The 20,545-nt window shown below is 70.8% G+C and carries 20 protein-coding genes; 12 read left to right on the plus strand and 8 right to left on the minus strand.

Features of this window, described 5'->3' with window-relative positions; translation table 11 throughout:
- Positions 1-3: 3 nt before the first annotated feature.
- Positions 4-582 (minus strand): TetR/AcrR family transcriptional regulator, encoded by a 579-nt coding sequence (locus tag KBX46_RS04370; protein ID WP_210791043.1) that lies wholly within the window; start codon positions 580-582, stop codon positions 4-6.
- A gap of 190 nt (positions 583-772) precedes the next feature.
- Here KBX46_RS04370 and KBX46_RS04375 point away from each other — a divergent pair, with 190 nt between their 5' ends.
- Together KBX46_RS04375 and KBX46_RS04380 are read left to right on the plus strand one after the other, a co-directional pair.
- Positions 773-1,099 (plus strand): hypothetical protein, encoded by a 327-nt coding sequence (locus tag KBX46_RS04375; RefSeq protein ID WP_210791045.1) that lies wholly within the window; start codon positions 773-775, stop codon positions 1,097-1,099.
- Between the two features lie 71 nt (positions 1,100-1,170).
- On the plus strand, positions 1,171-1,824 hold the full coding sequence (locus tag KBX46_RS04380; protein ID WP_210791047.1) for an NADPH-dependent F420 reductase: 654 nt from the start codon (positions 1,171-1,173) through the stop codon (positions 1,822-1,824).
- A 61-nt stretch (positions 1,825-1,885) separates the two neighbouring features.
- Here the strand turns inward: KBX46_RS04380 and KBX46_RS04385 are convergent, their stop codons facing one another.
- Positions 1,886-2,569 carry a response regulator transcription factor gene (locus tag KBX46_RS04385; protein ID WP_210791049.1) on the minus strand — a complete coding sequence of 228 codons (684 nt, stop codon included), beginning with the start codon at positions 2,567-2,569 and terminating at the stop codon, positions 1,886-1,888.
- A 23-nt stretch (positions 2,570-2,592) separates the two neighbouring features.
- Positions 2,593-3,876: a cell wall metabolism sensor histidine kinase WalK gene (locus tag KBX46_RS04390; protein ID WP_210791051.1), complete on the minus strand. Its 1,284-nt coding sequence runs from the start codon at positions 3,874-3,876 to the stop codon at positions 2,593-2,595.
- Between the two features lie 204 nt (positions 3,877-4,080).
- Between KBX46_RS04390 and phoU the strand changes: the two genes are divergently transcribed.
- Entirely contained in the window at positions 4,081-4,734 is a 654-nt protein-coding gene (gene phoU / locus KBX46_RS04395; protein WP_088952041.1) for a phosphate signaling complex protein PhoU, read from the plus strand.
- 65 nt (positions 4,735-4,799) lie between these two features.
- Here phoU and KBX46_RS04400 read toward each other — a convergent pair whose 3' ends face one another.
- Complete coding sequence (locus KBX46_RS04400) at positions 4,800-5,567, minus strand: phosphoglyceromutase (protein WP_141911319.1); 768 nt, start codon at positions 5,565-5,567, stop codon at positions 4,800-4,802.
- Positions 5,568-5,719: 152 nt separating this feature from the next.
- Between KBX46_RS04400 and KBX46_RS04405 the strand changes: the two genes are divergently transcribed.
- Positions 5,720-7,006, plus strand: coding sequence for an MFS transporter (locus KBX46_RS04405; RefSeq protein ID WP_210791053.1), 1,287 nt, complete (start codon positions 5,720-5,722; stop codon positions 7,004-7,006).
- A gap of 98 nt (positions 7,007-7,104) precedes the next feature.
- Entirely contained in the window at positions 7,105-8,400 is a 1,296-nt protein-coding gene (locus KBX46_RS04410) for an MFS transporter (RefSeq protein WP_210791056.1), read from the plus strand.
- Positions 8,401-8,772: 372 nt separating this feature from the next.
- On the opposite strand, the gene KBX46_RS33085 is transcribed toward KBX46_RS04410, so the two are convergent.
- The 3 genes from KBX46_RS33085 to mshA form a co-directional block, all read right to left on the minus strand.
- On the minus strand, positions 8,773-9,654 hold the full coding sequence (locus KBX46_RS33085) for a hypothetical protein (protein ID WP_374224942.1): 882 nt from the start codon (positions 9,652-9,654) through the stop codon (positions 8,773-8,775).
- 360 nt (positions 9,655-10,014) lie between these two features.
- Positions 10,015-10,530, minus strand: coding sequence for a YbjN domain-containing protein (locus KBX46_RS04420; RefSeq protein ID WP_088952043.1), 516 nt, complete (start codon positions 10,528-10,530; stop codon positions 10,015-10,017).
- 57 nt (positions 10,531-10,587) lie between these two features.
- On the minus strand, positions 10,588-11,952 hold the full coding sequence (gene mshA / locus KBX46_RS04425; RefSeq protein WP_210791060.1) for a D-inositol-3-phosphate glycosyltransferase: 1,365 nt from the start codon (positions 11,950-11,952) through the stop codon (positions 10,588-10,590).
- A gap of 203 nt (positions 11,953-12,155) precedes the next feature.
- Here mshA and KBX46_RS04430 point away from each other — a divergent pair, with 203 nt between their 5' ends.
- Together KBX46_RS04430 and KBX46_RS04435 are read left to right on the plus strand one after the other, a co-directional pair.
- Positions 12,156-12,923 (plus strand): SDR family oxidoreductase, encoded by a 768-nt coding sequence (locus tag KBX46_RS04430; RefSeq protein ID WP_210791062.1) that lies wholly within the window; start codon positions 12,156-12,158, stop codon positions 12,921-12,923.
- Positions 12,924-13,003: 80 nt separating this feature from the next.
- Positions 13,004-13,804, plus strand: a complete 801-nt coding sequence (locus KBX46_RS04435) for a class I SAM-dependent methyltransferase (protein WP_210791064.1) — start codon at positions 13,004-13,006, stop codon at positions 13,802-13,804.
- On the opposite strand, the gene KBX46_RS04440 is transcribed toward KBX46_RS04435, so the two are convergent.
- Complete coding sequence (locus tag KBX46_RS04440; RefSeq protein WP_210791065.1) at positions 13,801-14,883, minus strand: UDP-N-acetylmuramate dehydrogenase; 1,083 nt, start codon at positions 14,881-14,883, stop codon at positions 13,801-13,803. The two genes, KBX46_RS04435 and KBX46_RS04440, sit on opposite strands and share 4 nt — an antisense overlap.
- Before the next feature lie 69 nt (positions 14,884-14,952).
- On the opposite strand from KBX46_RS04440, the gene KBX46_RS04445 reads away from it, so the two are divergent.
- The 5 genes from KBX46_RS04445 to KBX46_RS04465 all read left to right on the plus strand — a co-directional run bounded on the left by KBX46_RS04445 (position 14,953) and on the right by KBX46_RS04465 (position 20,536).
- Entirely contained in the window at positions 14,953-15,711 is a 759-nt protein-coding gene (locus KBX46_RS04445; RefSeq protein WP_088950360.1) for a maleylpyruvate isomerase family mycothiol-dependent enzyme, read from the plus strand.
- A gap of 183 nt (positions 15,712-15,894) precedes the next feature.
- Positions 15,895-17,202, plus strand: a complete 1,308-nt coding sequence (locus KBX46_RS04450; protein ID WP_210791067.1) for an ABC transporter substrate-binding protein — start codon at positions 15,895-15,897, stop codon at positions 17,200-17,202.
- 69 nt (positions 17,203-17,271) lie between these two features.
- Positions 17,272-18,261: a carbohydrate ABC transporter permease gene (locus KBX46_RS04455; protein WP_088950362.1), complete on the plus strand. Its 990-nt coding sequence runs from the start codon at positions 17,272-17,274 to the stop codon at positions 18,259-18,261.
- Positions 18,258-19,091 (plus strand): carbohydrate ABC transporter permease, encoded by an 834-nt coding sequence (locus KBX46_RS04460; protein WP_088950363.1) that lies wholly within the window; start codon positions 18,258-18,260, stop codon positions 19,089-19,091. Before KBX46_RS04455 ends, KBX46_RS04460 begins: the two co-directional genes overlap by 4 nt.
- Positions 19,088-20,536, plus strand: a complete 1,449-nt coding sequence (locus tag KBX46_RS04465) for a GH1 family beta-glucosidase (protein WP_307871403.1) — start codon at positions 19,088-19,090, stop codon at positions 20,534-20,536. The genes KBX46_RS04460 and KBX46_RS04465 overlap by 4 nt, the downstream gene beginning before the upstream one ends.
- The last annotated feature ends 9 nt before the right edge of the window (positions 20,537-20,545 follow it).

Consider the following 20,545-nt stretch of genomic DNA (forward strand, 5'->3'; position numbering starts at 1 on the left):
GGGTCAGCGCAGGGCGTCGTCGACCAGGGTGCGGGCGCTACACCGAGCCGCCTCGGCGATAGCCGGGTCGCCGTCCAGCACACCGCTGGCGAGCCCGCCGTCGAGCAACAGGGTGAGCTGCCGGGCGAGCAGTTCCGGTTCGGCAGCGCCGGCCTGCCGGGCCAACTCAGTCACCCAGGCGCGGACCACGGTCTTGTGCTCGACTGTCCGGGCGTGCACCGGCCCGCCCGCAGGTGACTCGGCGGCGGTGTTGATGAACGCGCAGCCGTGGTATCCGTCCCGGCGACAGGCTCCGACCAGCGCGTCGAACATTCCGACCAACTGGTCGCGCGGCTCGTCGCCGGCGTCCCGGGCCGCCGCCCGCAACGCGCCGAACCACGCCTGGTCAACCCGATCGAGGTACGCCAGCACGAGATCGTCCTTGCGCGGGAAATGCTTGTAGAGCGTCGCTTTCGCCACGCCCGACTCGGCGATCACCGTGTCCACCCCGACGCCACGCGGCCCGTGCGAGTAGAACAGCCGGAACGCGGTGTCCAGGATCCGGTCCCGGGCCGAGCCGGCCGGGGTGCGGGGCGCGGGCATCGGCACTCCCTCGATCTGCTGGTGGCGGCACAGATCCTACAGACGGTTCCGTCTGCAATCCCACCGCGTCAACGGCCGGCACCACCTGGGCGTGGCTCGCCTGGGCGTGGGTCGCCTGACCTCCGCCTTTGGCGCGTCCACTGTCCGGTCCTGGGGGCACCCCCGCGACCCCTGTAGAGCTGCCCCAGATATGGGGCGGAACCTTCAAAGCGAGCAGCACGGGCAGCACGGGCAGCACGGGCAGCACGGGCAGCGCGAGCAGCGCGAGCAGCGCGAGCAGCGCGAGCAGCGCGAGCAGCGCGAGCAGCGCGAGCAGCGCGAGCAGCGCGAGCAGCGCGAGCAGCGCGAGCAGCGCGAGCAGCGCGAGCAGCGCGAGCAGCGCGATTCCAGTCCGCCTGGAGCCACACGCCTGACCCGCCCCACATCTGGGGCAGCTCTACAGGTTGCGCAGGGCACACCCAGCCCCGCCCTGGCACGTGGCCTTACGTGCACGAAGCTTTGCACGGGGCAGCAGTAGACAGACCTGTCTGTTAGTCTGCCGACACTCAGCACGAGTCCACCCGGCACACCGACGGAGGATCGATCGACATGCGTATCGCAGTTCTCGGAACCGGCTCGGTCGGGCAGGCGATCGCCGCTCGCACCGCGGAGTTGGGCCATCAGGTCACCATCGGCACCCGCGATGTCGCGGCCACCCGGGCCGGCGATTACGCCGCCTGGTCAGCGCAGCACCCCGAGGTCGGCCTGGCCACCCTGGCCGAAGCCGCCAGCGCCGCCGAGCTGGTGGTGAACGCCACAAACGGCAACGGCTCGCTCCCCGCGCTGAAAGCGGCCGGCGCACCGAACCTGGCCGGCAAGGTGCTGCTCGACATCGCCAACCCGCTCGACTTCGGCGCGGGCTTCCCGCCCACCCTGTCGGTGCACAACACCGACTCCCTCGCCGAACGCATCCAGCGCGAGTTTCCACAGACCTTGGTGGTCAAGTCGCTCAACACGCTGACCGCCGAGCTGATGGTGCATCCGCGTCAGCTCGCCGACGGCGAGCACAGCGTCTTCGTCTCCGGTGACGACGCGGAGGCCAAGCGAATCGTCACCGGGCTGCTCATCAGCTTCGGGCACACCGACGTGATCGACCTCGGCGACCTCTCCACCGCGCGGGGCACCGAGATGCTGCTGCCGCTCTGGTTGCGGCTCTACGGCCGGCTCGACACCGCCATCTTCAACCTCAAGGTCGTCCGCTGACCGAGCGCCAACAGCCCGAAGGGGGCCTGCGTCGAACGCAGACCCCCTTCGGGTACGCCGATCACGGCTCGAACTTGTAGCCCAGGCCCCGGACGGTGACGATGAAACGCGGCGCGGACGGCTCCGGCTCGATCTTGGAACGCAGCCGCTTCACGTGCACGTCCAGCGTCTTGGTGTCACCGACATAGTCGGCGCCCCAGACCCGGTCGATGAGCTGGCCACGGGTCAGCACCCGGCCCGCGTTGCGCAGCAGCAGCTCCAGTAGCTCGAACTCCTTCAACGGCAGCTGCACAGCGCCGCCGTCGACGGTCACCACGTGCCGCTCGATGTCCATCCGCACCGGCCCGGCGGCCAGCGTCGGGGCACCCGCCTCGGCCACCTCCGGGCTCTGCCGGCGCAGCACCGCCCGGATCCGGGCGACCAGTTCCCGCGGCGAGTACGGCTTGGTGACGTAGTCGTCGGCGCCGATCTCCAGCCCGACCACCTTGTCGATCTCGCTGTCCCGGGCGGTGACCATGATGATCGGCACGGCCGAGCGCTGCCGCAGTTGCCGGCAGACCTCGGTCCCCGACATCTCGGGCAACATCAGGTCGAGCAGCACGATGTCGGCGCCGGTCCGGTCGAACTCGGTGAGGGCGTCGGGTCCGGTCGCGGCGACCGAAACCTCGAAACCCTCCTTACGGAGCATGTACGACAAGGCGTCGGAGAACGACTCCTCGTCCTCGACCACGAGAACGCGGCTCAACGGGGATTTCCTTTCCATTGCTGTCAGACCTGCCGTAGCCCAGCCGGACCGGACTCGATCCCAACCGGCGGCAGTGTCGCCAGGAGGTCGTCCGGTGGACTGGCAGGCAGCCGGAGGGTGAACGTCGATCCACCACCAAGAGTGCTCGACACCTCGACCCGTCCGCCATGGTTGCTCGCGATGTGTTTCACGATCGCCAGCCCGAGCCCGGTGCCGCCGGTGGCACGCGAGCGGGCCTGGTCGGCCCGGTAGAACCGTTCGAAGATCCGGTCCACGTCGGTGGGCGCGATGCCGATGCCCTGGTCAGCGACGGCGATCTCGACGTGCTCGTCGTCGCCGCGCAGGGTGACCCGCACCGCGGTGTCCGCGCCGGAGTAGTTGATGGCGTTCTCCACAAGGTTCGCCACCGCCGTGGCGAGTTGCGAGTCGCTGCCGTACGCGGTGAGGCCCCGCTGACCGTCCACGGTCACCTCGACACCTCGGGCGGAGGCGGTGGTGCGGGTCCGATCGACGACCTCGGCGATCACCCAGTCCAGCGCGACCGGCTCCGGTGGCGGCTGCGGTTCGGCGCCCTGCAACCGGGTCAACTCCAACAACTCCTGCACCAGCCGGCCCAGCCGGGTCGACTCGTGCTGGATCCGTTCGGCGAACCGGCGGGCGGCCACCAGGTCCTCGGAGAGGTCGGGCGCCGCCGCGTCGGCCGGTTCGGTCGCGTCCAGCAGGGCCTCGGCCAGCAGTTGAAGCGCGCCGATCGGGGTCTTCAGCTCGTGGCTCACGTTGGCCACGAAGTCGCGTCGCACCCGGGTCAGCCGGTGCGACTCGGTCACGTCGACCGCCTCGACGGCGACGAACCCGTTGCCCAGACCCATCGCCCGCAGGTGCACGCCGAGCGGGTTCTCGCCCGCGCTGTCGCGACCTCGGGGCAGGTCAAGCTCGATCTCGCGTCGCACGCCGGTGCGTCGCACCTGACCGGCAAGGGTACGGATCAGCGGGTGCGCGGCTATCGAGCCGGGGCTGCTGCCGGCACGCAGAAGCCCCATCGCGCGGGCGGCCGGGTTGATCAGCACGGGCTCGTCGTCGTTGTCGAGTACCACGACACCGGCCCGGAGCGAGTCGATCGTCCGGCGGCCGAGCCCGGTCTGCTGCTCGTCGGCTATCGCGGGCCTCCCCCTGCTCCAGCGGGAGCTCGCGCCGCCCGTCGACGTGGAGCGGCCGTCCCGCGCGGGCAGGAACCGAGGCAGCAGGAAACCGGCGGCCAACCCGGCCACCAACGCCACGGCGACCACGACCGCCACTGCCCACTCCACCCGGCGATCGTAGGGTCATTGTTAACCTGGCTACCACACAGATCGGGACGAACCACCCTCACTTTCAGAACTGTTCACCCCCGCGTCTGGCGTCGTTCACCGTGGTTCATCCGGGGTCCGTCCGAGCGCCCTACCGTTGGCGTCGCACCTGCTCAACCCCCTGCGCCGGCACCCGTCGGCGGCGACCGACCACAGGACGTGATGATGCGCGACGAGTTCCGGGCCGACCTCCAGATCGTCAGCCAACTGCTGGTGGACATGGCGGAGGGCGTCCGCGCCGCCATGCGCCAGGCCACCCGCGCCCTGCTCACCGCCGACCGGCAGGCCGCCGAGACGGTCATCGAGCGGGACGCCGAGATCGACGACCTCTACCGGCACGTCGAGGAGCGGGTCTGTGACCTGCTCGCCCGACAGGCGCCGGTCGCCTCCGACCTCCGGGCGATGATCACCGCGCTGCACGTGGCCGCTGATCTCGAACGAATGGGCGACCTGGCCGAGCACGTGGCGAAGACCGCGCTGCGCCGGCACCCCTCCCCGGCCGTCCCGGCCGAGCTACGGACGGTCTTCACCGAGATGTCCGAGATCGCCGACCGGATGGCGGTGAAGATCGGCTCGGTGCTGGCGAAGCCCGACGTCGACCTCGCCAGCGAGCTGGACGGCGACGACGACGCCATGGACGAGCTGCACAAGAACCTGTTCGCGGTGCTCCTCGGCGACGACTGGCCGTACGGGGTGGAGACCGCGATCGACGCCACCCTGCTGGGTCGCTTCTACGAGCGCTTCGCCGACCACGCGGTCAACGCCGGCGAGCACGTGATCTACCTGATCACCGGGCAGAGCGCGCCCACCAGCAACTGACGTACGAGACGAGAAAGGGCCCCCGGTCATCGCTTCGCGCGTGACAGGGGGCCCTTTCCGACAGTTCAGCGGCCCTGGTTGGCCACCGCCGCGGCGGCTGCCTTCGCGGCGGTCGGGTCGAGGTAGGTGCCGCCCAGCGTGAGCGGGCGCAGCTGCGGGTCCAGGTCGTAGCGCAGCGGGATGCCCGTCGGGATGTTGAGCTTGGCGATCGCCTCGTCGGAGATCTGGTCGAGGTGCTTGACCAGGGCGCGCAGCGAGTTGCCGTGCGCGGCCACCAGCACCGTCCGGCCGGCCAGGATGTCCGGCACGATCGAGTCGTACCAGTAGGGCAGCATCCGGTCGACGACGTCCTTGAGGCACTCCGTGCGCGGCATCAGCTCGGTCGGCAGCAGCGCGTAGCGGGGGTCACCCACCTGCGACCACTCGTCGTCGTCCGCGATCGGCGGCGGCGGCGTGTCGTACGACCGGCGCCAGAGCATGAACTGCTCCTCGCCGTACTCGTCGAGGGTCTGCTTCTTGTTCTTGCCCTGCAGGGCGCCGTAGTGCCGCTCGTTGAGCCGCCACGACCGGCGCACCGCGATCCAGTGCCGGTCGGCGGCGTTGAGCGCCAGCTCGGCGGTGCGGATCGCACGGCGCATGACGCTGGTGTGCACGACATCCGGCAGCAGGCTGTGCTCGCGCATCAGCTCACCGCCGCGCCTCGCCTCGCCCTCGCCCTTCTCGGTCAGGTCGACGTCCACCCAACCGGTGAAGAGGTTCTTGGCATTCCAGTCGCTCTCACCGTGTCGCAGCAGGACCAGCGTCCCGACGGTGGGCCCTTCGCTCGCAGTCATGCGGATCATCCTGCCTCAACCGCCGAGGGGACACGCGGGCAGCCGTCGTGACGACCACCACGTGAAAATCCGGGTGACCAGCGGCTCGGCTCGCCACTAGGGTCGTAAGGCGCGACGGTCATATCGGTCATTACTTGCAAGCGGGGCGCCATATGCGGACGATGCGGAGCTGGTTCCGGGACACCACCGGCGGCCTGCCCACCACCTTCTGGTACCTGTGGTCGGGCACCCTGATCAACCGGCTCGGCTCGTTCGTCCTCGTGTTCCTCGCCATCTACCTGACCCAGGAACGCGGCTTCTCGGCCTCGCAGGCCGGGTTGGTGATCGGCCTGTGGGGCGTCGGCGGCGCGTTCGGCACCACCGCCGGCGGCACTCTCGCGGACCGGTGGGGCCGGCGGCCGACGTTGCTCACGGCACACGTGGGCGCCGCCGCGATGATGCTCGGCCTCGGCCTGGCCCGGGACCTCTGGGCGGTGGCGCTGGGCGCCCTGCTGCTCGGCATGTTCGCCGAGGCGGCCCGACCCGCGTTCGGCGCGATGATGATCGACGTGGTGCCGGCGAAGGACCGGCTGCGGGCGTTCTCGCTCAACTACTGGGCGATCAACCTGGGCTTCGCCTGCGCCGCCGTCCTCGCCGGTCTCGCCGCGCAGGCGGACTACCTGCTGTTGTTCGTGGTCGACGCGGCCACCATGCTGATCACCGCGCTGATCATCTTCAGCCGGGTGCCGGAGACCCGACAGGCCCGTTCAGTCACCGCCACCGCAACCACCACGGCTCCGCGCGGCGCCCTGCGCACGATCCTCACCGACCGGGTCTACCTCGGCTTCGTGGCACTCAACCTGTTCGCCGCGCTGGTCTTCCTTCAGCACATCTCGATGCTGCCGATCGCGATGGGCGACGACGGCCTGAGCCCGGCCACCTACGGCTCGGTGATCGCGCTGAACGGCATCCTGATCGTGGTCGGCCAGCTCTTCGTGCCCCGACTGATCCGGGGTCGGAGCCGCTCACACGTGCTCGCGCTGGCATCCGTGGTGATGGGCGTCGGGTTCGGGCTGACCGCGTTCGCCGGCACCCCCTGGTTCTACGGGCTGACCGTGCTGATCTGGACGGTGGGCGAGATGCTGAACTCGCCGTCCAACTCCACTCTGATCGCCGAGCTCTCCCCCGCCGAGCTGCGCGGCCGCTATCAGGGCGTTTTCTCGCTCTCCTGGCAGATCGCCGGGGCCAGCGCGCCGATCCTGGGCGGCCTGGTGCGCGAGCACATCGGCAACGACGCGCTCTGGTACGGCTGCGCCGCGCTCGGCGTCGTGACCGCGGTGGCCCACCTGGTGTCGGGGCCGGCCAGGGAGCGGCGTGCCGCCGCGCTGCGCCGCTCCGGCGAGGCGCTGACACCGGTCACCGCCACCCGGGGGTCCCAGCCCGCCGAGGCCGCCGTCTGACGACACGCCCGAGGTTCGGGCTTCAACTGGCGCGAGGCGGCCCGGGTTTTCTACCGTGCAGGTGAAACGGTTAAGAAACTGAACTGTAGGGAGGTCGGTTGTACGCCGCGCGGCGCTGGTGGCACGACACCGCAGGCGGACTCCCCGCCACCTTCTGGTATCTCTGGGCCGGCCTGCTGATCAACCGGGCCGGCGCCTTCGCCATGCTGTTCCTCTCGCTGTACCTCACCGACGTACGCGGGGCGAGCGTCGGGCTGGCCGGCACTGTCGTCGGCGCGTACGGGGCCGGTGGAGCGGCCGGAGTGCTGCTCGGCGGGGTGCTCGCCGACCGGTGGGGTCGCCGGGCGACGCTGCTCGCCGCGCACCTGGCAACGGCCGCCCTGATGGTGGCGCTCGCCTTCAGCCGACCCCTTCTCCTGATCGCGGTGCTCGCCGCGCTCGTCGGCGTGGTCCACTCGATGCCCAGCCCGGCGTTCGTAGCGGCGATCGTCGACGTGGTGCCCGCCGAACGCCGCTCACGCGCCTTCAACCTCCAGTTCTGGGCGTTCAACCTGGGCATGGCTGTCGCCTCGTTGCTCGCCGGGGTGCTGGCCGAGGCGAGCTTCACCGCGCTGTTCCTGGTCGACGCCGGTGCCACTCTGACCGCCGCCGCCGTGATCGGCTGGAAGGTGCCGGAAACCCTGCGGCTGGCCAAGCCCACAGCCGACCGTCCGCCGGCCGCTCGTCCGGCCACCAGGTCCGTCCGGCCCCGCCGGCCAGGGCTGCACACCGCGCTGACCGACCGCACGTTCCTGGTCTTCGTCGGGCTCACCTTCGTGCTGGCCGTACTCACCATGCAGACGTCGACGATCATGCCGTTGGCCATGCGGGCAGACGGCCTGGGCCCGTCGGCGTACGGGGTGGTGGTGGCACTCGGCGGCGCGCTGATCGTGATCGGGCAACTGTTCGTGCCCCGGCTGATCGACCGGCACCGCAAGGACGTCGTGCTGGCCGCCTCCACCGCACTGCTGGCGCTCGGCTTCGGGGTGTTGGTCGTCGCCGACGAACTGGCCGTCTACCTGGGCGCCGCGGTGGTCTGGACGATCGGCTCGATGCTCGCCGCCCCGCCCAACGCGCAGATCAACGCCGACCTGGCACCGCCGCAGTTGCGCGCGCGCTACCAGTCGGTCTTCTACCTGACGTTCCCGGCAGCCGCCTTCATCGCTCCCACCCTCGGCGGAGTGAGCCTTCAGCACCTCGGCGACCTGCACTGGCTGATCGTGGGTGGGGTGGGCCTGCTGGCCGCGCTCGGGCATCTGCTGGCCGGGCCATCCCGGGAACGACACGTCGCCGCGCTGCGTCAGGCCGCCCGGCCGGAATCGACAACAAGCGCAGATCGCGTCCCAACGGCGTAATCGGCATTCCACGGCAAAGCGCCCGCCACGACCCGAAAGTCATGGTGGGCGCCCGCCGGTGGGGCCGGCGGCGGCGGGCAGACACTCACCCCCGTAAGCGTCGCCCGCTCACGCCGCCGGTCCAAACAGGTGGTAACCGTCCCCCAACGGTTGTCCACCCGTCCCCTCGCACCTCGCCTGGTGCGCGGATCTGATCGATCCGCCGCTCCCCCGAACGTTTCCAAGCGTGGTGCGGTGCAATAAAGCTAGTTCGCCCGGATTCTGGATTCAACCCAGATCGGCTGTCTCGCCCGTCACAACTGGCGAGTATCCGCTGTTCCGGCCTCGGTCATTGGCAACAGCCGCGTACCCGGCAGCCATTCCCGCAAACGCCTAACCGTCTTCCCGATCGGGTGACTCGGTCCGGAAGAAGTTGCTCTGCCGGCCGTCGCGCATCTGTTCCTGATAAATCAGGTTCAGCTTGCGCAGGTCGAAAGTATAAAACCAGTCATCCCAGGTGATTTCCCGAATCCGGCTGCTTTCCCGGTATCCGGGGATGTTGAAGGTCAACACACCCGCTCGACCGTCCCGCTCGGTGCCGGCGATGGTCGCCGGCTTTGCCCCGCGTTCCCGGGCCCAGCGCTGGATCACCTCGTGATTGGCGGTGATCAGGCTCCGCCCGGGCCGCTCCGGCCGATCCGTCAACGACGAGATCACCTGTGAGCTGCGGACCGACCGTCCGGTTCCCCGTCCGGTTCGGATCCCCCCGGCTGCCGCGCCGCCACCGGCCGGCGCGGTGCGCTTGGCAGGGGCCGCACGCTTTGCCGTTGTGCGCTTGGCGGGCGCCGCCCGCTTCGCCGTCGTGCGCTTCGCCGCTGCCGTACGCTTCGCCGCCGGCCGCGCCGGTGCCTTCTTTGCCGGCGCCTTGCGGGCTGGCGCCGTGCGGGCCGTCGCCGTCCTGCGCGCGGCCGTCGACGTCGCCGCCGTCGTCTTCTTGGCGGCTGTCGTCTTCTTCGCGGCTGTCGTCTTCTTCGCGGCTGTCGTCTTCTTCGCCGCCGTCGTCCGCTTGGCCGCCGTCGACTTGCGGGCGGCGGTCGTCTTCTTCGCCGCGGCCCGCTTCGCCGGTGCGCTCTTGTTCGCCGGCGCGGCCTTCGCCCGGCTCGGCGCCGCCCTCGCCGCCGACTTCTTGGTGGCGGCGGCACGACCCGCCGACGCCCTGGTTCCGGTGGCCCGACCCGACGGGCCGGTGCTGCTCCGACCCGCGCCGGCCCGCATCGAGCGCACCAACTGTTTCACCAGGTCGGGCTTACGCAGCGCGGAGATCCCGGAGACCCCGCGTTTGCGCAGTTGCCCTCGGATGTCGTCCACCCGCATCCGGGAGATCTCCGACTCGGAGACTCCCGGGGTACCCGGCGTCTGGTTGCCGGCCTGTCGCTTCGTCCTGGTCGCAGTCGCGCCGCGACCTGAGCTGTTCCGCTGAGCCATGAGATGCTCCGCTCCTTGGCACTCCGTCCTCGGCGCGCGGGGGTCCCTTGCCGCACCGCGCGGTGCGGCATACCCGTCAGGAGCAGTCCGAACCACCCTCATGTCGGAGGCGCGGAAGGCGCGGGCGCCGAGCGCGGTGCAGCTGTGTGGTCAGGCCGGGTCGGGGCCGGAGCCGGAGGGCTCGAAGAGATGGGCGAACGCGGCCAGGTTGGCTGTCGACTCGCCGCGCTTGACCCGCCACTCGTACTCCCGCCGGATCGAACTGCCGAAGCCGATCTCCAGCATCGTGTCGAACGACTCGTCGGAGTAGGTGAGCACGGAACCGAGCAGCCGATCCAACTCGTCGGCGTCCACGCCGGCCGGGTTGACCCGACCGGTCAGGTACACGTCGCCGACCGCGTCGGTGGAGAAGGAGACGCCGTACATGCGGGCGTTGCGCTGCAACAGCCAGGCCCACAGCTCCTCGCGGCGCTCGTCCGGCTGACGCATCACGAACGCCTCGATGCGCAGCGCGTGCTCGCCGACGATCAAATTGCAGATCGTCTTGAGCTTGTGGGTGCCCGGCAGGGTCACCGCGTACGAGCCGGGGCCGGTCGACTCCCAGGCCAGGTCACGCTCGGCACAGACCGACTCGATCAGGGTCGCAAGATCGCTCTTCGGGCTCACCGGACCCACTCTACGACCGACCCGGCCGACGCACCGGTTGGCGACCGGTGTACCCGGTCACCAGGAGCAGGACAGCGCCGGATCACCGGCCAGGTCCGCCGCGAGTCGGGCGCGGTGCACGGCGATCGCCTCGCCGTACACGCCGAGCAGGCCGGTGACCGTGCGGTCCCAGGAGAACTGCCGGGCGTGCTGCTCGGCGCCGCGGGCCAGCACCGCCCGGAGTGCCCGGTCCGGCAGCAGGCGGCCCAGCGCACGTGCCCAGTCGACCGGGTCGTGGCCGTCGATCAGTACGCCGCTCACGTGATCCCGTACGGCGGTGACCAGTCCTCCGACGGCGGCGGCCAGCACCGGCGTACCGCAGGCCTGTGCCTCCAGGGCGACCAGCCCGAACGATTCGTTGTGTGACGGCACGGCGACCAGATCGGCGGCCCGGTACAGCGCGGGCAGATCGTCGCCGGTGAGCGGGGGCAGGAACCGCACCCCGTCGGTGACGCCGAGCGTGCCGGCCAGCTCGATCAGGGCGGTCGGCCGGTCCAGGCCGCTGCCGCTGGGCCCGCCGCAGATCACCACTGTCACCTGGTCGGCCAGTGCCGGGTCGCGCTCCCGCAGCGCGGCGATCGCGCGGATCAGCACGTCGGGGGCCTTGAGCGGTTGGATCCGACCGACGAAGGCGACGACGTACCCCTCGGCCGGCAGCCCCAGCCGGCGGCGAGCCTCGCGGGCAGCCGCGGACCGCTCGCCCGGCGCGGGCCGGAACCGGCCCAGGTCGACACCCGGCTGTACGACGGACACGCGGGCGGGGTCGGCGTCGTACCTGTCGAGGAGGTCGCTGGCCTCGACCCGGGTGTTGGCGACCAGCCGGTCCGCCTCGGCGACCACCTGCTCCTCGCCGATCACCCGAGCCTTCGGCTCTGGTCGGTCACCGGCAGCGAGCTGGGCGTTCTTGACCTTCGCGAGGGTGTGCGCGGTGTGCACCAGCGGCACACCCCACCGCTCCTTGGCCAGCCAGCCGACCTGGCCGGAAAGCCAGTAGTGGGAGTGGATCAGGTCGTAGTGCCCCGGCGGGCGGGACGCCTCGGCGCGCAGCACCCCTGCGGTGAAGGCGCAGAGCTGGCCGGGCAGTTCCTCCTTGGTGAGGCCCTCCAGGGGCCCGGAGGTGATGTGCCGGACCTGCACGCCGGGTGCCATCTCGACAACCGGGGGGAGGTCGCCGGAGGTGGCCCGGGTGAAGATCTCCACCTCGACGTTGGCCTCGGCGAGCCGCCGGGCGACTTCGAGGATGTAGACGTTCATTCCGCCGGCGTCGCCCGTGCCGGGCTGGTGCAGGGGGGAGGTGTGTACCGACAGGGTGGCTATGCGGCGAGGCCGGGGCCACGGTTGGGCACCTCGCTGACGCCCGACACCGGTGTGCATTTCCGCCACATCCGCTCCTTTGCCACGGTTGATGCCGTCCGCACGACCGGCGCTTCTCGGTCAACCTGTACGCCGGATGTCATCTTCCCCATCGGGCTTCGGAAATTCCCGGCACGGCCCCCATGGGTGACGGACCTCATCACCGGGACGCCGTCAGTGGCTGCCCCCGCGCCCGGTCGGGGCGGGTCGTGCGGCCGGGGGACAATGTCGAAATGACCTCTGTCGCCATCGTCACCGGAGCATCCAGCGGGATCGGCGCGGCCACCGCCCGTCGGCTCGCCGCCGAGGGCTTTTACGTGCTCGCCGCCGCCCGCCGCGCCGAACGCCTCGCCGACCTGGTCGCCGAGATCACCGCCGCCGGCGGGCAGGCCACCGCGGTGACCTGCGACATCACCTCGGACGAGTCGGTGGCCGCGCTGGCCGAGGCCGCCGACCAGGCACCCGGGCCGGTCACCCTGCTGGTCAACAACGCCGGCGGGGCACGTGGACTGGACCCGGTGGAGTCCGGCTCGGTCGCCGACTGGCAGTGGATGTACGACGTCAACGTGCTCGGCACGCTGCGGGTCACCCAGGCCCTGCTGCCCGCGCTGGAGGCGTCCGGTTCCGGCACCATCGTGGTGGTCTCCTCCACCGCCGGCCTGACCGTCTACGAAGGTGGGGGCGGCTACACGGCGGCGAAGCACGCGCAGACCGCCATCGCCGGAACCCTGCGTCTGGAGCTGTGCGGCCGGCCGCTGCGGGTGATCGAGATCGACCCGGGCATGGTGAAGACCGACGAGTTCGGGCTGGTCCGCTTCGAGGGTGACGCGGAACGGGCGGCCGCCGTCTACGCCGGGGTGCCGGGGCCGCTGGTCGCCGAGGACGTCGCCGACTGCATCGCCTGGTGCGCCACCCGCCCGGAGCACGTCAACATCGACCGGCTGGTGGTCCGGCCACGGGCGCAGGCCGCCCAGCACAAGGTGCACCGAGTCAGCCAGTGAGGCGCGAGGAGTGAGCCGGGTTTGCGAGCCCCGCAGTCGCGAACACCAGCGGCCAGTGAGGCGCGAGGAGTGAGCCGGGTATGAGCGGCGTGGCGCGGCGTCGGCCGCTCGGCGTGGTCACCCGGGGCACGACCAACCCGAATCGACTGCGTCGGGTGGACAACTGGATCGTCGCCACCTGTGCCGACAGGCTGTCGGCGGCGGCCGACCCCCTGGTGGTCGACCTCGGCTACGGCGCCACCCCGGTGACCGCTGTGGAACTGCGCGCTCGGCTGGCGGCGGGGGTTCGTCCGGACGTACGGCTGGTCGGGTTGGAGATCGACCCGGCCCGGGTGGCCGCGGCGGCGCCGGCCGCCGACCCACCCGGCCTCACGTTCGCCCGGGGTGGGTTCGAGCTGGCCGGGCTCCGGCCGGTGCTGGTCCGCGCGTTCAACGTGCTCCGACAGTACGACGAGAGCGAGGTGCCGGACGCCTGGCGGACGATGACCGCCGCGCTCGCCCCGGGTGGGGCGCTCGTCGAGGGCACGTGCGACGAGTTGGGCCGCCTCGCCAGTTGGCTGCTGATCGACGCCCACGGCCCCCGGACGCTGACTCTCGCGGCGAAGCTCACCACGCTGGGCAGCCCCGCGGAGCTGGCCGAGCGGTTGCCCAAGGCGCTGATCCACCGCAACGTTCCCGGTGAGCCGGTGCACGATCTGATCCGCGCGCTGGACGACGCCTGGCAGGCCGCCGCCCCGTACGCCACCTTCGGCCCCCGCCAACGCTGGCTCAGAGCGGTGAGCCGCCTCCGCGAGACCGGCTGGCCCGTCCTCGACGGCCCCAGCCGCTGGCGCCAGGGCGAGTTGACCCTCCCCTGGCCCCTCCCGGCGCGAGCTGGTTAGAGGACGCAGTTCACCAGGACTGGTTCGGGGTGGAGGGTTACGCCGAAGCGGGCGTGGACCTGGTCGCGGATGTCGCGGGCCAGGGCCAGCAGGTCGGCGGTGTGGGCGGTGCCGCTGCGGTTGGTGAGGGCGAGCGTGTGCTTGCTGGAGATGGCCGTCCCGCCCGGGCCGGGGTGACCCTTGGTGAAGCCGGCCTTGTCGATCAGCCAGGCCGCACTGACCTTGACCATGCCGTCGGCTCCCGGCCAGGCGGGCGGGTCACCGATGTCGGCGGCGCGTTCCCGGAGCAGCTCGTACGTCGCCCCGTCGAGCACCGGGTTGGTGAAGAAGGAGCCGACGGAGCGGGTGTCCGGGTCGGTGGCGTCGAGCACCATGCCCTTGCCGGCACGCAGCCGCAGCACCGCCGCCCGGGCGTCCGCCAGCGGCACCTGGTCGCCCACCTCGACACCGAGCGCCCTGGCGAGCTCGGCGTAGCGCACCGGCCCGGAGAGCGGGGACCGGGTGAGCCGGAAGTCGACGGAGAGCACCACCCAGCGGTCCGCGTACTTGAAGATGCTGCCTCGGTAGGCGAACCCGCAGTCGGCGGCGGCGATGATCTGGCGGGTGCCCTCGACCCGGTCGTACACCTCGACGCCGGTGATCGTCTCGGCGACCTCCTGGCCGTACGCGCCGACGTTCTGGATCGGGGTTGCGCCGGTCGAGCCGGGGATGCCGGAGAGGCACTCCAGACCGGCCCAGCCGTTGGCGACCGTGGCGGCGACCAGGTCGTCCCACGGTTCGCCGGCCTCGACCCGTACGGTGACCGACCCGGCGTCCTCCGCGACGACGCGCAGGCCCCGGGAGCGCACCAGGACGACGGTGCCGGGGAAGCCGGAATCGCCGATCACCAGGTTGCTGCCACCGGCCAGGACCAGGACCTGCTCGTCCGCGTCCCGGACCGCGCGGATGATCTCTTCGGCGCTGCCGGCGGCGACGATGCGCGCGGCCGACCCACCCATCCCTAGAGTCGTGTAGCTGGCCAGTGGACCAGGGATGGCACGATCGGCTGCGGTTGTCGGCTGGGCGGAGGCGTCTGGCACGCCCTTCACCTTAGGCTGAGTAGTAGCCGTGGCACCCACTGGTCGCCCGGCACCCCCGGGAGGATGGCGATGAGCAGACTGCAGGGCAGCAAGGATTTTTGGATCGGGGCGCTCCGGGCGGAGGGTCCGGCATTCGCGGCGGCGGTGGCCGAGGCGCCGCCGGAGACACCGGTGCTGTCCTGTCCGGGCTGGACGGTCAACGACCTGACACTGCACCTCGCTGGCATCTATCACTGGGTGTCGTCGTTCGTCGGCTCCGGCGCGACCGCGCAGCCGGCCCGCCGCGAGCCGCTCGAGGCGGACCCGGGCGTGAGCCCGCTCCAGCTCTGGCAGCAGGGGTACGACCGGCTGTTGACCGTCTTCGACGGCCTCGACCCGGAGGCACCGGCGTGGAACTGGGCGCCGCAGCCGAAGAAGGCCGGCTTCTGGCCGCGTCGGATGGCTCACGAGACGGCGGTGCACCGCTGGGACGCCCAGCTCGCCATCGGGGCCGGTGACCCGGTCGAGGCGAAGCTGGCGGCCGACGGGGTGAGCGAGGTTCTGGACACCTGGCTGCCTGCGGGCCGGCGGCACGTGCCGGGCGACTGGCACGGGGTGGTGCAGCTTTCCGCGACCGACGCGGCCCAGGACTGGTATCTGCGGCTGCGCGGCGAGGGGGTGGCACTGCTCGACACCGCGACCATCTTCGACCACGACGACCACCATGCCCGGGCGCAGGTCAGCGGCAACGCGAGCGACCTGCTGCTGGCGCTCTGGGGTCGGGTGAGCTTCGAGACGCTGGATGTCGCCGGCGACCGGGGCCTGCTGGAGGGTCTGCGCCCCGACTGAGCGGGCCTCTTCGACGAGGGCGTCACCCATTGACGGGGGCGCCCTCGAACTCGTCGTGGGTCACGTCGGGATATCAAAGAGAGCGCTCTCTTGACAGGGCCGGACACGTCCCAGCACCCTGTCCGTGAGAGCGCTCTCTTAACCATCTGCCACCACCGACCACCTTGAGAGAGGTCGAAACCCATGGCTGTCTTCCCGCGCCGCCGGCTCGCCGCGGTAGCCCTCGCCGCGACCACCGCCCTGCTCGTCACCGCCGGCTGCGGTGGCGGCGACGAGCAGAGCGGGGACGGGCCCGTCACCCTGACCGTCGACGTCTTCGGTCAGTTCGGTTACGAGCAGCTCTACCAGGAGTACATGGCCGCGAATCCCGACGTGAAGATCGTCGAGCGCGGCACCGGCACCAACCTCGACGAGTACTCACCGAAGCTCACCCAGTGGCTCGCCGCCGGCCGGGGCGCCGGCGACGTGGTGGCCATCGAGGAGGGGCTGATGGTCGAGTACAAGGCCAACCCCGGCAACTTCGTCAACCTGCTGGACCACGGCGCCGCCGACCTCAAGGGCAACTTCCTCGAATGGAAGTGGAACGCCGGCATGACCGCCGACGGCAAGCAGCTCATCGGCCTCGGCACCGACGTCGGCGGCATCGCCATGTGCTACCGCAAGGACCTCTTCGAGAAGGCCGGCCTGCCCACCGAGCGCGACGAGGTTTCCAAGCTCTGGCCCACCTGGCCGGACTACATCGCCACCGGTGAGAAGTTCGCCGCGGCCAAGACCGGGGCGTCCTTCCTCGACGCGGCCACCAACACGTTCAACACGATCCTGCTGCAGACCGCCGGCAACAGCAGCGGCTACAGCTACTACGACACCAGCGAGAAGCTGGTCGTCGACAGCAACCCGGCCGTGCGACAGGCCTACGACACCACCATGGACATCATCGACTCGGGCCTCTCCGGCAAGTACGGCTCCTGGTCGGAGGAGTGGGTGTCCGCCTTCAAGCAGTCGAAGTTCGCCACCATCGCCTGCCCCGCCTGGATGACCGGCGTCATCGAGGCCAACGCGGGCCCGACCGCCCAGGGCAAGTGGGACATCGCACGGGTGCCCGGCAACGGCGGCAACTGGGGCGGGTCGCACCTCGCCGTGCCGAAGCAGAGCAAGCACCAGGCCAAGGCGATCGAGCTGGCCAAGTTCCTCACCAGCGCCAAGGGTCAGATCGGCGCGTTCAAGGCCAAGGGCCCGCTGCCCTCGTCCCCGCAGGCGCTCGACGACCCGGCGATCACCGGCGCCACCAACACGTACTTCTCCGGGGCGCCCGTCGGCTCGATCTTCGGCACCGGCGCGAAGAGCCTCAAGCCGGTCTACATGGGCCCGAAGAACCAGGCCGTCCGCACCGAGGTGGAGAACGCCGTGCGGACCGTGGAGCTGGGCCAGCGCAGCCCCGCGCAGGGCTGGACGGACGCGGTGACCAACGCCAAGAAGGCCGCCGCCAAGTAGCCCGAGCGATCGTGCGGGCGGGCCCCGGTCCCCGGAGTCCCGCCCGCACGGCGAAAGGAGTCCCCGGGCATGACCGCCCAGCTCGAAGCCCGCCCGCCGGTCGCACCGGCACCCCCGCGTCCGACAGGTCGCTTCAGCCGGCTCGACACCCGGTTCTCGCCGTACCTCTACATCGCCCCGTTCTTCCTGATCTTCGCGATCTTCGGGGCCTACCCGCTGGCGTACACCTTCTGGGTCTCGCTGCACGACTGGGACCTGCTCGGCACCGACCACCCGTTCGTCGGCGCCGAGAACTACACGCGGCTGCTCGCCGACACCGACTTCTGGCACGCGCTGGTCAACACGCTGGGCATCTTCGTGATCTCCACCGTCCCACAGCTGCTTGCCGCGCTCTGGCTGGCCAATCTGCTCAACCGGGGCCTGCGGGCGCGTACCGGCTGGCGGATGGCGGTGCTCGTCCCCAACGTGACCTCCACCGCCGCCGTGGCGATCGTGTTCGGAGTGCTCTTCGGCCGCGAGTTCGGCATGATCAACTGGCTGCTCGACCTGGTCGGGATGGACCCCATCGGCTGGAAGTCCAACCGGTTCGCCTCCTGGGTGGCCATCTCCGCCATGGTCGACTGGCGGTGGACCGGCTACAACGCGCTGATCCTGCTGGCCGCCATGCAGGCCATCCCCAGGGACCTGTACGAGGCCGCGGCGATCGACGGCGCCAACCGGGCGCGGCAGTTCTGGTCGGTCACCGTGCCACTGCTCAAACCGACGATCATCTTCTGCACCATCATCGCCACCATCGGCGGGTTGCAGCTCTTCACCGAGCCCCGGATGTTTCACTCCGGCACCAACCCGATCCGCGGCGGGCCGCTGCGCGAGTCGCAGACCCTGACCATGTACATGTTCGAGAACGCCTTCGCCCCGCACTACAACTTCGGCTACGGCTCGGCGGTCGCCTGGCTGCTCTTCGCGCTCATCGCGATCGTCGCGGTGGTCAATGTGCTGATCCTGCGCCGCCTCGGCGGCGGATCACGCCCCGACGCACGGAAGGGATCGGCGCGATGAGCCGGCTCTGGCGGGCCAGCCCGCTCACCTACCTGGCCCTGGTCGTCGCAGCCGGCCTGTCGATCTTCCCGATCTGGTGGATGATCGTCGTCGCCAGCCGCTCCAACGACGCGATGGGCCAACTGCCACCCCCGGTCACCCCCGGCGGCAACCTGGGCGCGAACATCTCCCGGCTGTTCGACAACACCGACGCGTACTTCGCCACCGGCCTGATCAACTCGACGATCGTGGCCACCACGGTCACCGTGTCCGTGGTGTTCTTCTCCAGCCTGGCCGGGTTCGCGTTCGCCAAGCTGCGGTTCCGCGGCCGCAACGCGCTGCTGCTGGTCATCATCGCGACGATGATGGTGCCGACCCAGCTCGGCTTGATCCCGCTCTACCTGCTGATGACCCGGCTGCAGTGGAACGACCGGCTGCCCGCGGTGATCGTCCCGGTGCTGGTCACCGGGTTCGGGGTGTTCATGATGCGGCAGTACGCCGGCCAGGCCATCAGCGACGAGCTGATCGAGGCCGCCCGGATGGACGGCTGCGGCACCGCCCGGATCTGGTGGCACGTCGTCGTGCCCGCGCTGCGCCCCGCCGCCGCCGTGCTCGGCCTGCTCACGTTCATGACCACCTGGAACGACTTCCTGTGGCCGTACGCTGTGCTGAACGACCCGGCGAATCCCACAGTGCAGCTCTCCCTGCGGGCGCTGTCGGACGGTTACTACCAGGACATGTCGCAGGTGTTCACCGGGACAGCGATCGCGACGCTGCCCCTGCTACTGGTCTTCGTGTTGTTCGGCCGGCAGATCATCGGCGGGATCATGGAAGGTGCGGTCAAGGCGTGAGCGAGCGAAGCGAGCCAACCAGCAGGCACAGCAACGAGGCGTCGACGACGCCGCGAAGCGGTGGCGTCGACGAACTCCGTTTCCCCGACCATTTCCTCTGGGGGGCGGCCACCGCCGCGTACCAGATCGAGGGCGCGGCCCGCGACGACGGTCGCGGTCCGTCCATCTGGGACACCTTCAGCCGTACGCCGGGCAAGGTGTACCAGGGCCACACCGGCGACGTCGCCTGCGACCACTACCACCGGTACGCCGACGACGTGGCGCTGATGGCCGAGCTGGGCCTGCGGGCGTACCGTTTCTCGGTCGCCTGGCCCCGCATCCAGCCCGACGGCACCGGCCCGGCCAACCCGCGTGGGCTGGACTTCTACGACCGCCTCACCGACGCGCTGCTCGACCGGGGAATCGACCCGATCGTCACCCTCTACCACTGGGACCTGCCGCAGGCCCTGGGCGACCGTGGCGGCTGGACCAACCGGGACACCGCCGAGCACTTCGCCACCTACGCCACCGCCGTGTACGCCCGCCTCGGCGACCGGATCGACGTGTGGACCACGCTCAACGAGCCGTGGTGCTCGGCCTACCTCGGCTACGGCAACGGGGTGCACGCCCCGGGCGAGCAGGACCCGGGAGCGGCCTTCACCGCCGTACACCATCTGCTGCTGGGCCACGGCCTGGCGGCGCGGGCGCTGCGGTCAGCCGGCGCGCGCAGCGTCGGCATCACCGTCAACCCGGCCGACGTGCGACCGGCCGACCCGGAGAGCGCGGCGGACGCCGCCGCGGTGCGCCTGGTCGACGGCCTGCACAACCGGATCTTCCTCGACCCGCTGCTGGCCGGCGGCTACCCGGACGACGTCCGCGAGCACGTGGCGCGGATCATCGAGCCGACGTTCATCCGCGACGGTGACGAGAAGCTGATCGCCGCACCGATCGACCTGCTGGGGATCAACTACTACGCGCCCGGTTACGTGGCCGGCCGACCCGACGGCGCCGGCAACGACGCCTACCCGGGCACCGAGGGCGCTGTGCACTTCGTGCCACCGACCGGGCCACTGACCGACATGGGCTGGATGATCGAGCCGGCCGGGCTGACCCGGTTGCTGGAACGGATCGCCACCGACTACCCCGGCGTGCCCCTGCTGATCACCGAGAACGGTGGGGCGTTCCCTGACAAGCCGGGCGCCGACTCGCCCGACGGGCCGACGCAGGTCATGGACACCGATCGCATCGCCTACCTCGACGGGCACCTGCGCGCGGCGCATGAGGCGATCTCCCGGGGCGTGGACCTGCGCGGTTATCTCGTATGGTCATTGCTGGACAACTTCGAGTGGGCGGAGGGTTACCGCAAGCGGTTCGGGATCGTGCACGTCGACTACCTGACCCAGCGGCGCACACCGAAGGCCAGCGCCCGGTGGTACCAGGAGGTGATCTCCCGGAACGGGCTGTGACAAGCGGGG

Origin of the sequence: Micromonospora sp. C81 (assembly GCF_018070425.1) — a bacterium.
Classification (GTDB): Bacteria; Actinomycetota; Actinomycetes; order Mycobacteriales; family Micromonosporaceae; genus Micromonospora; species Micromonospora zamorensis.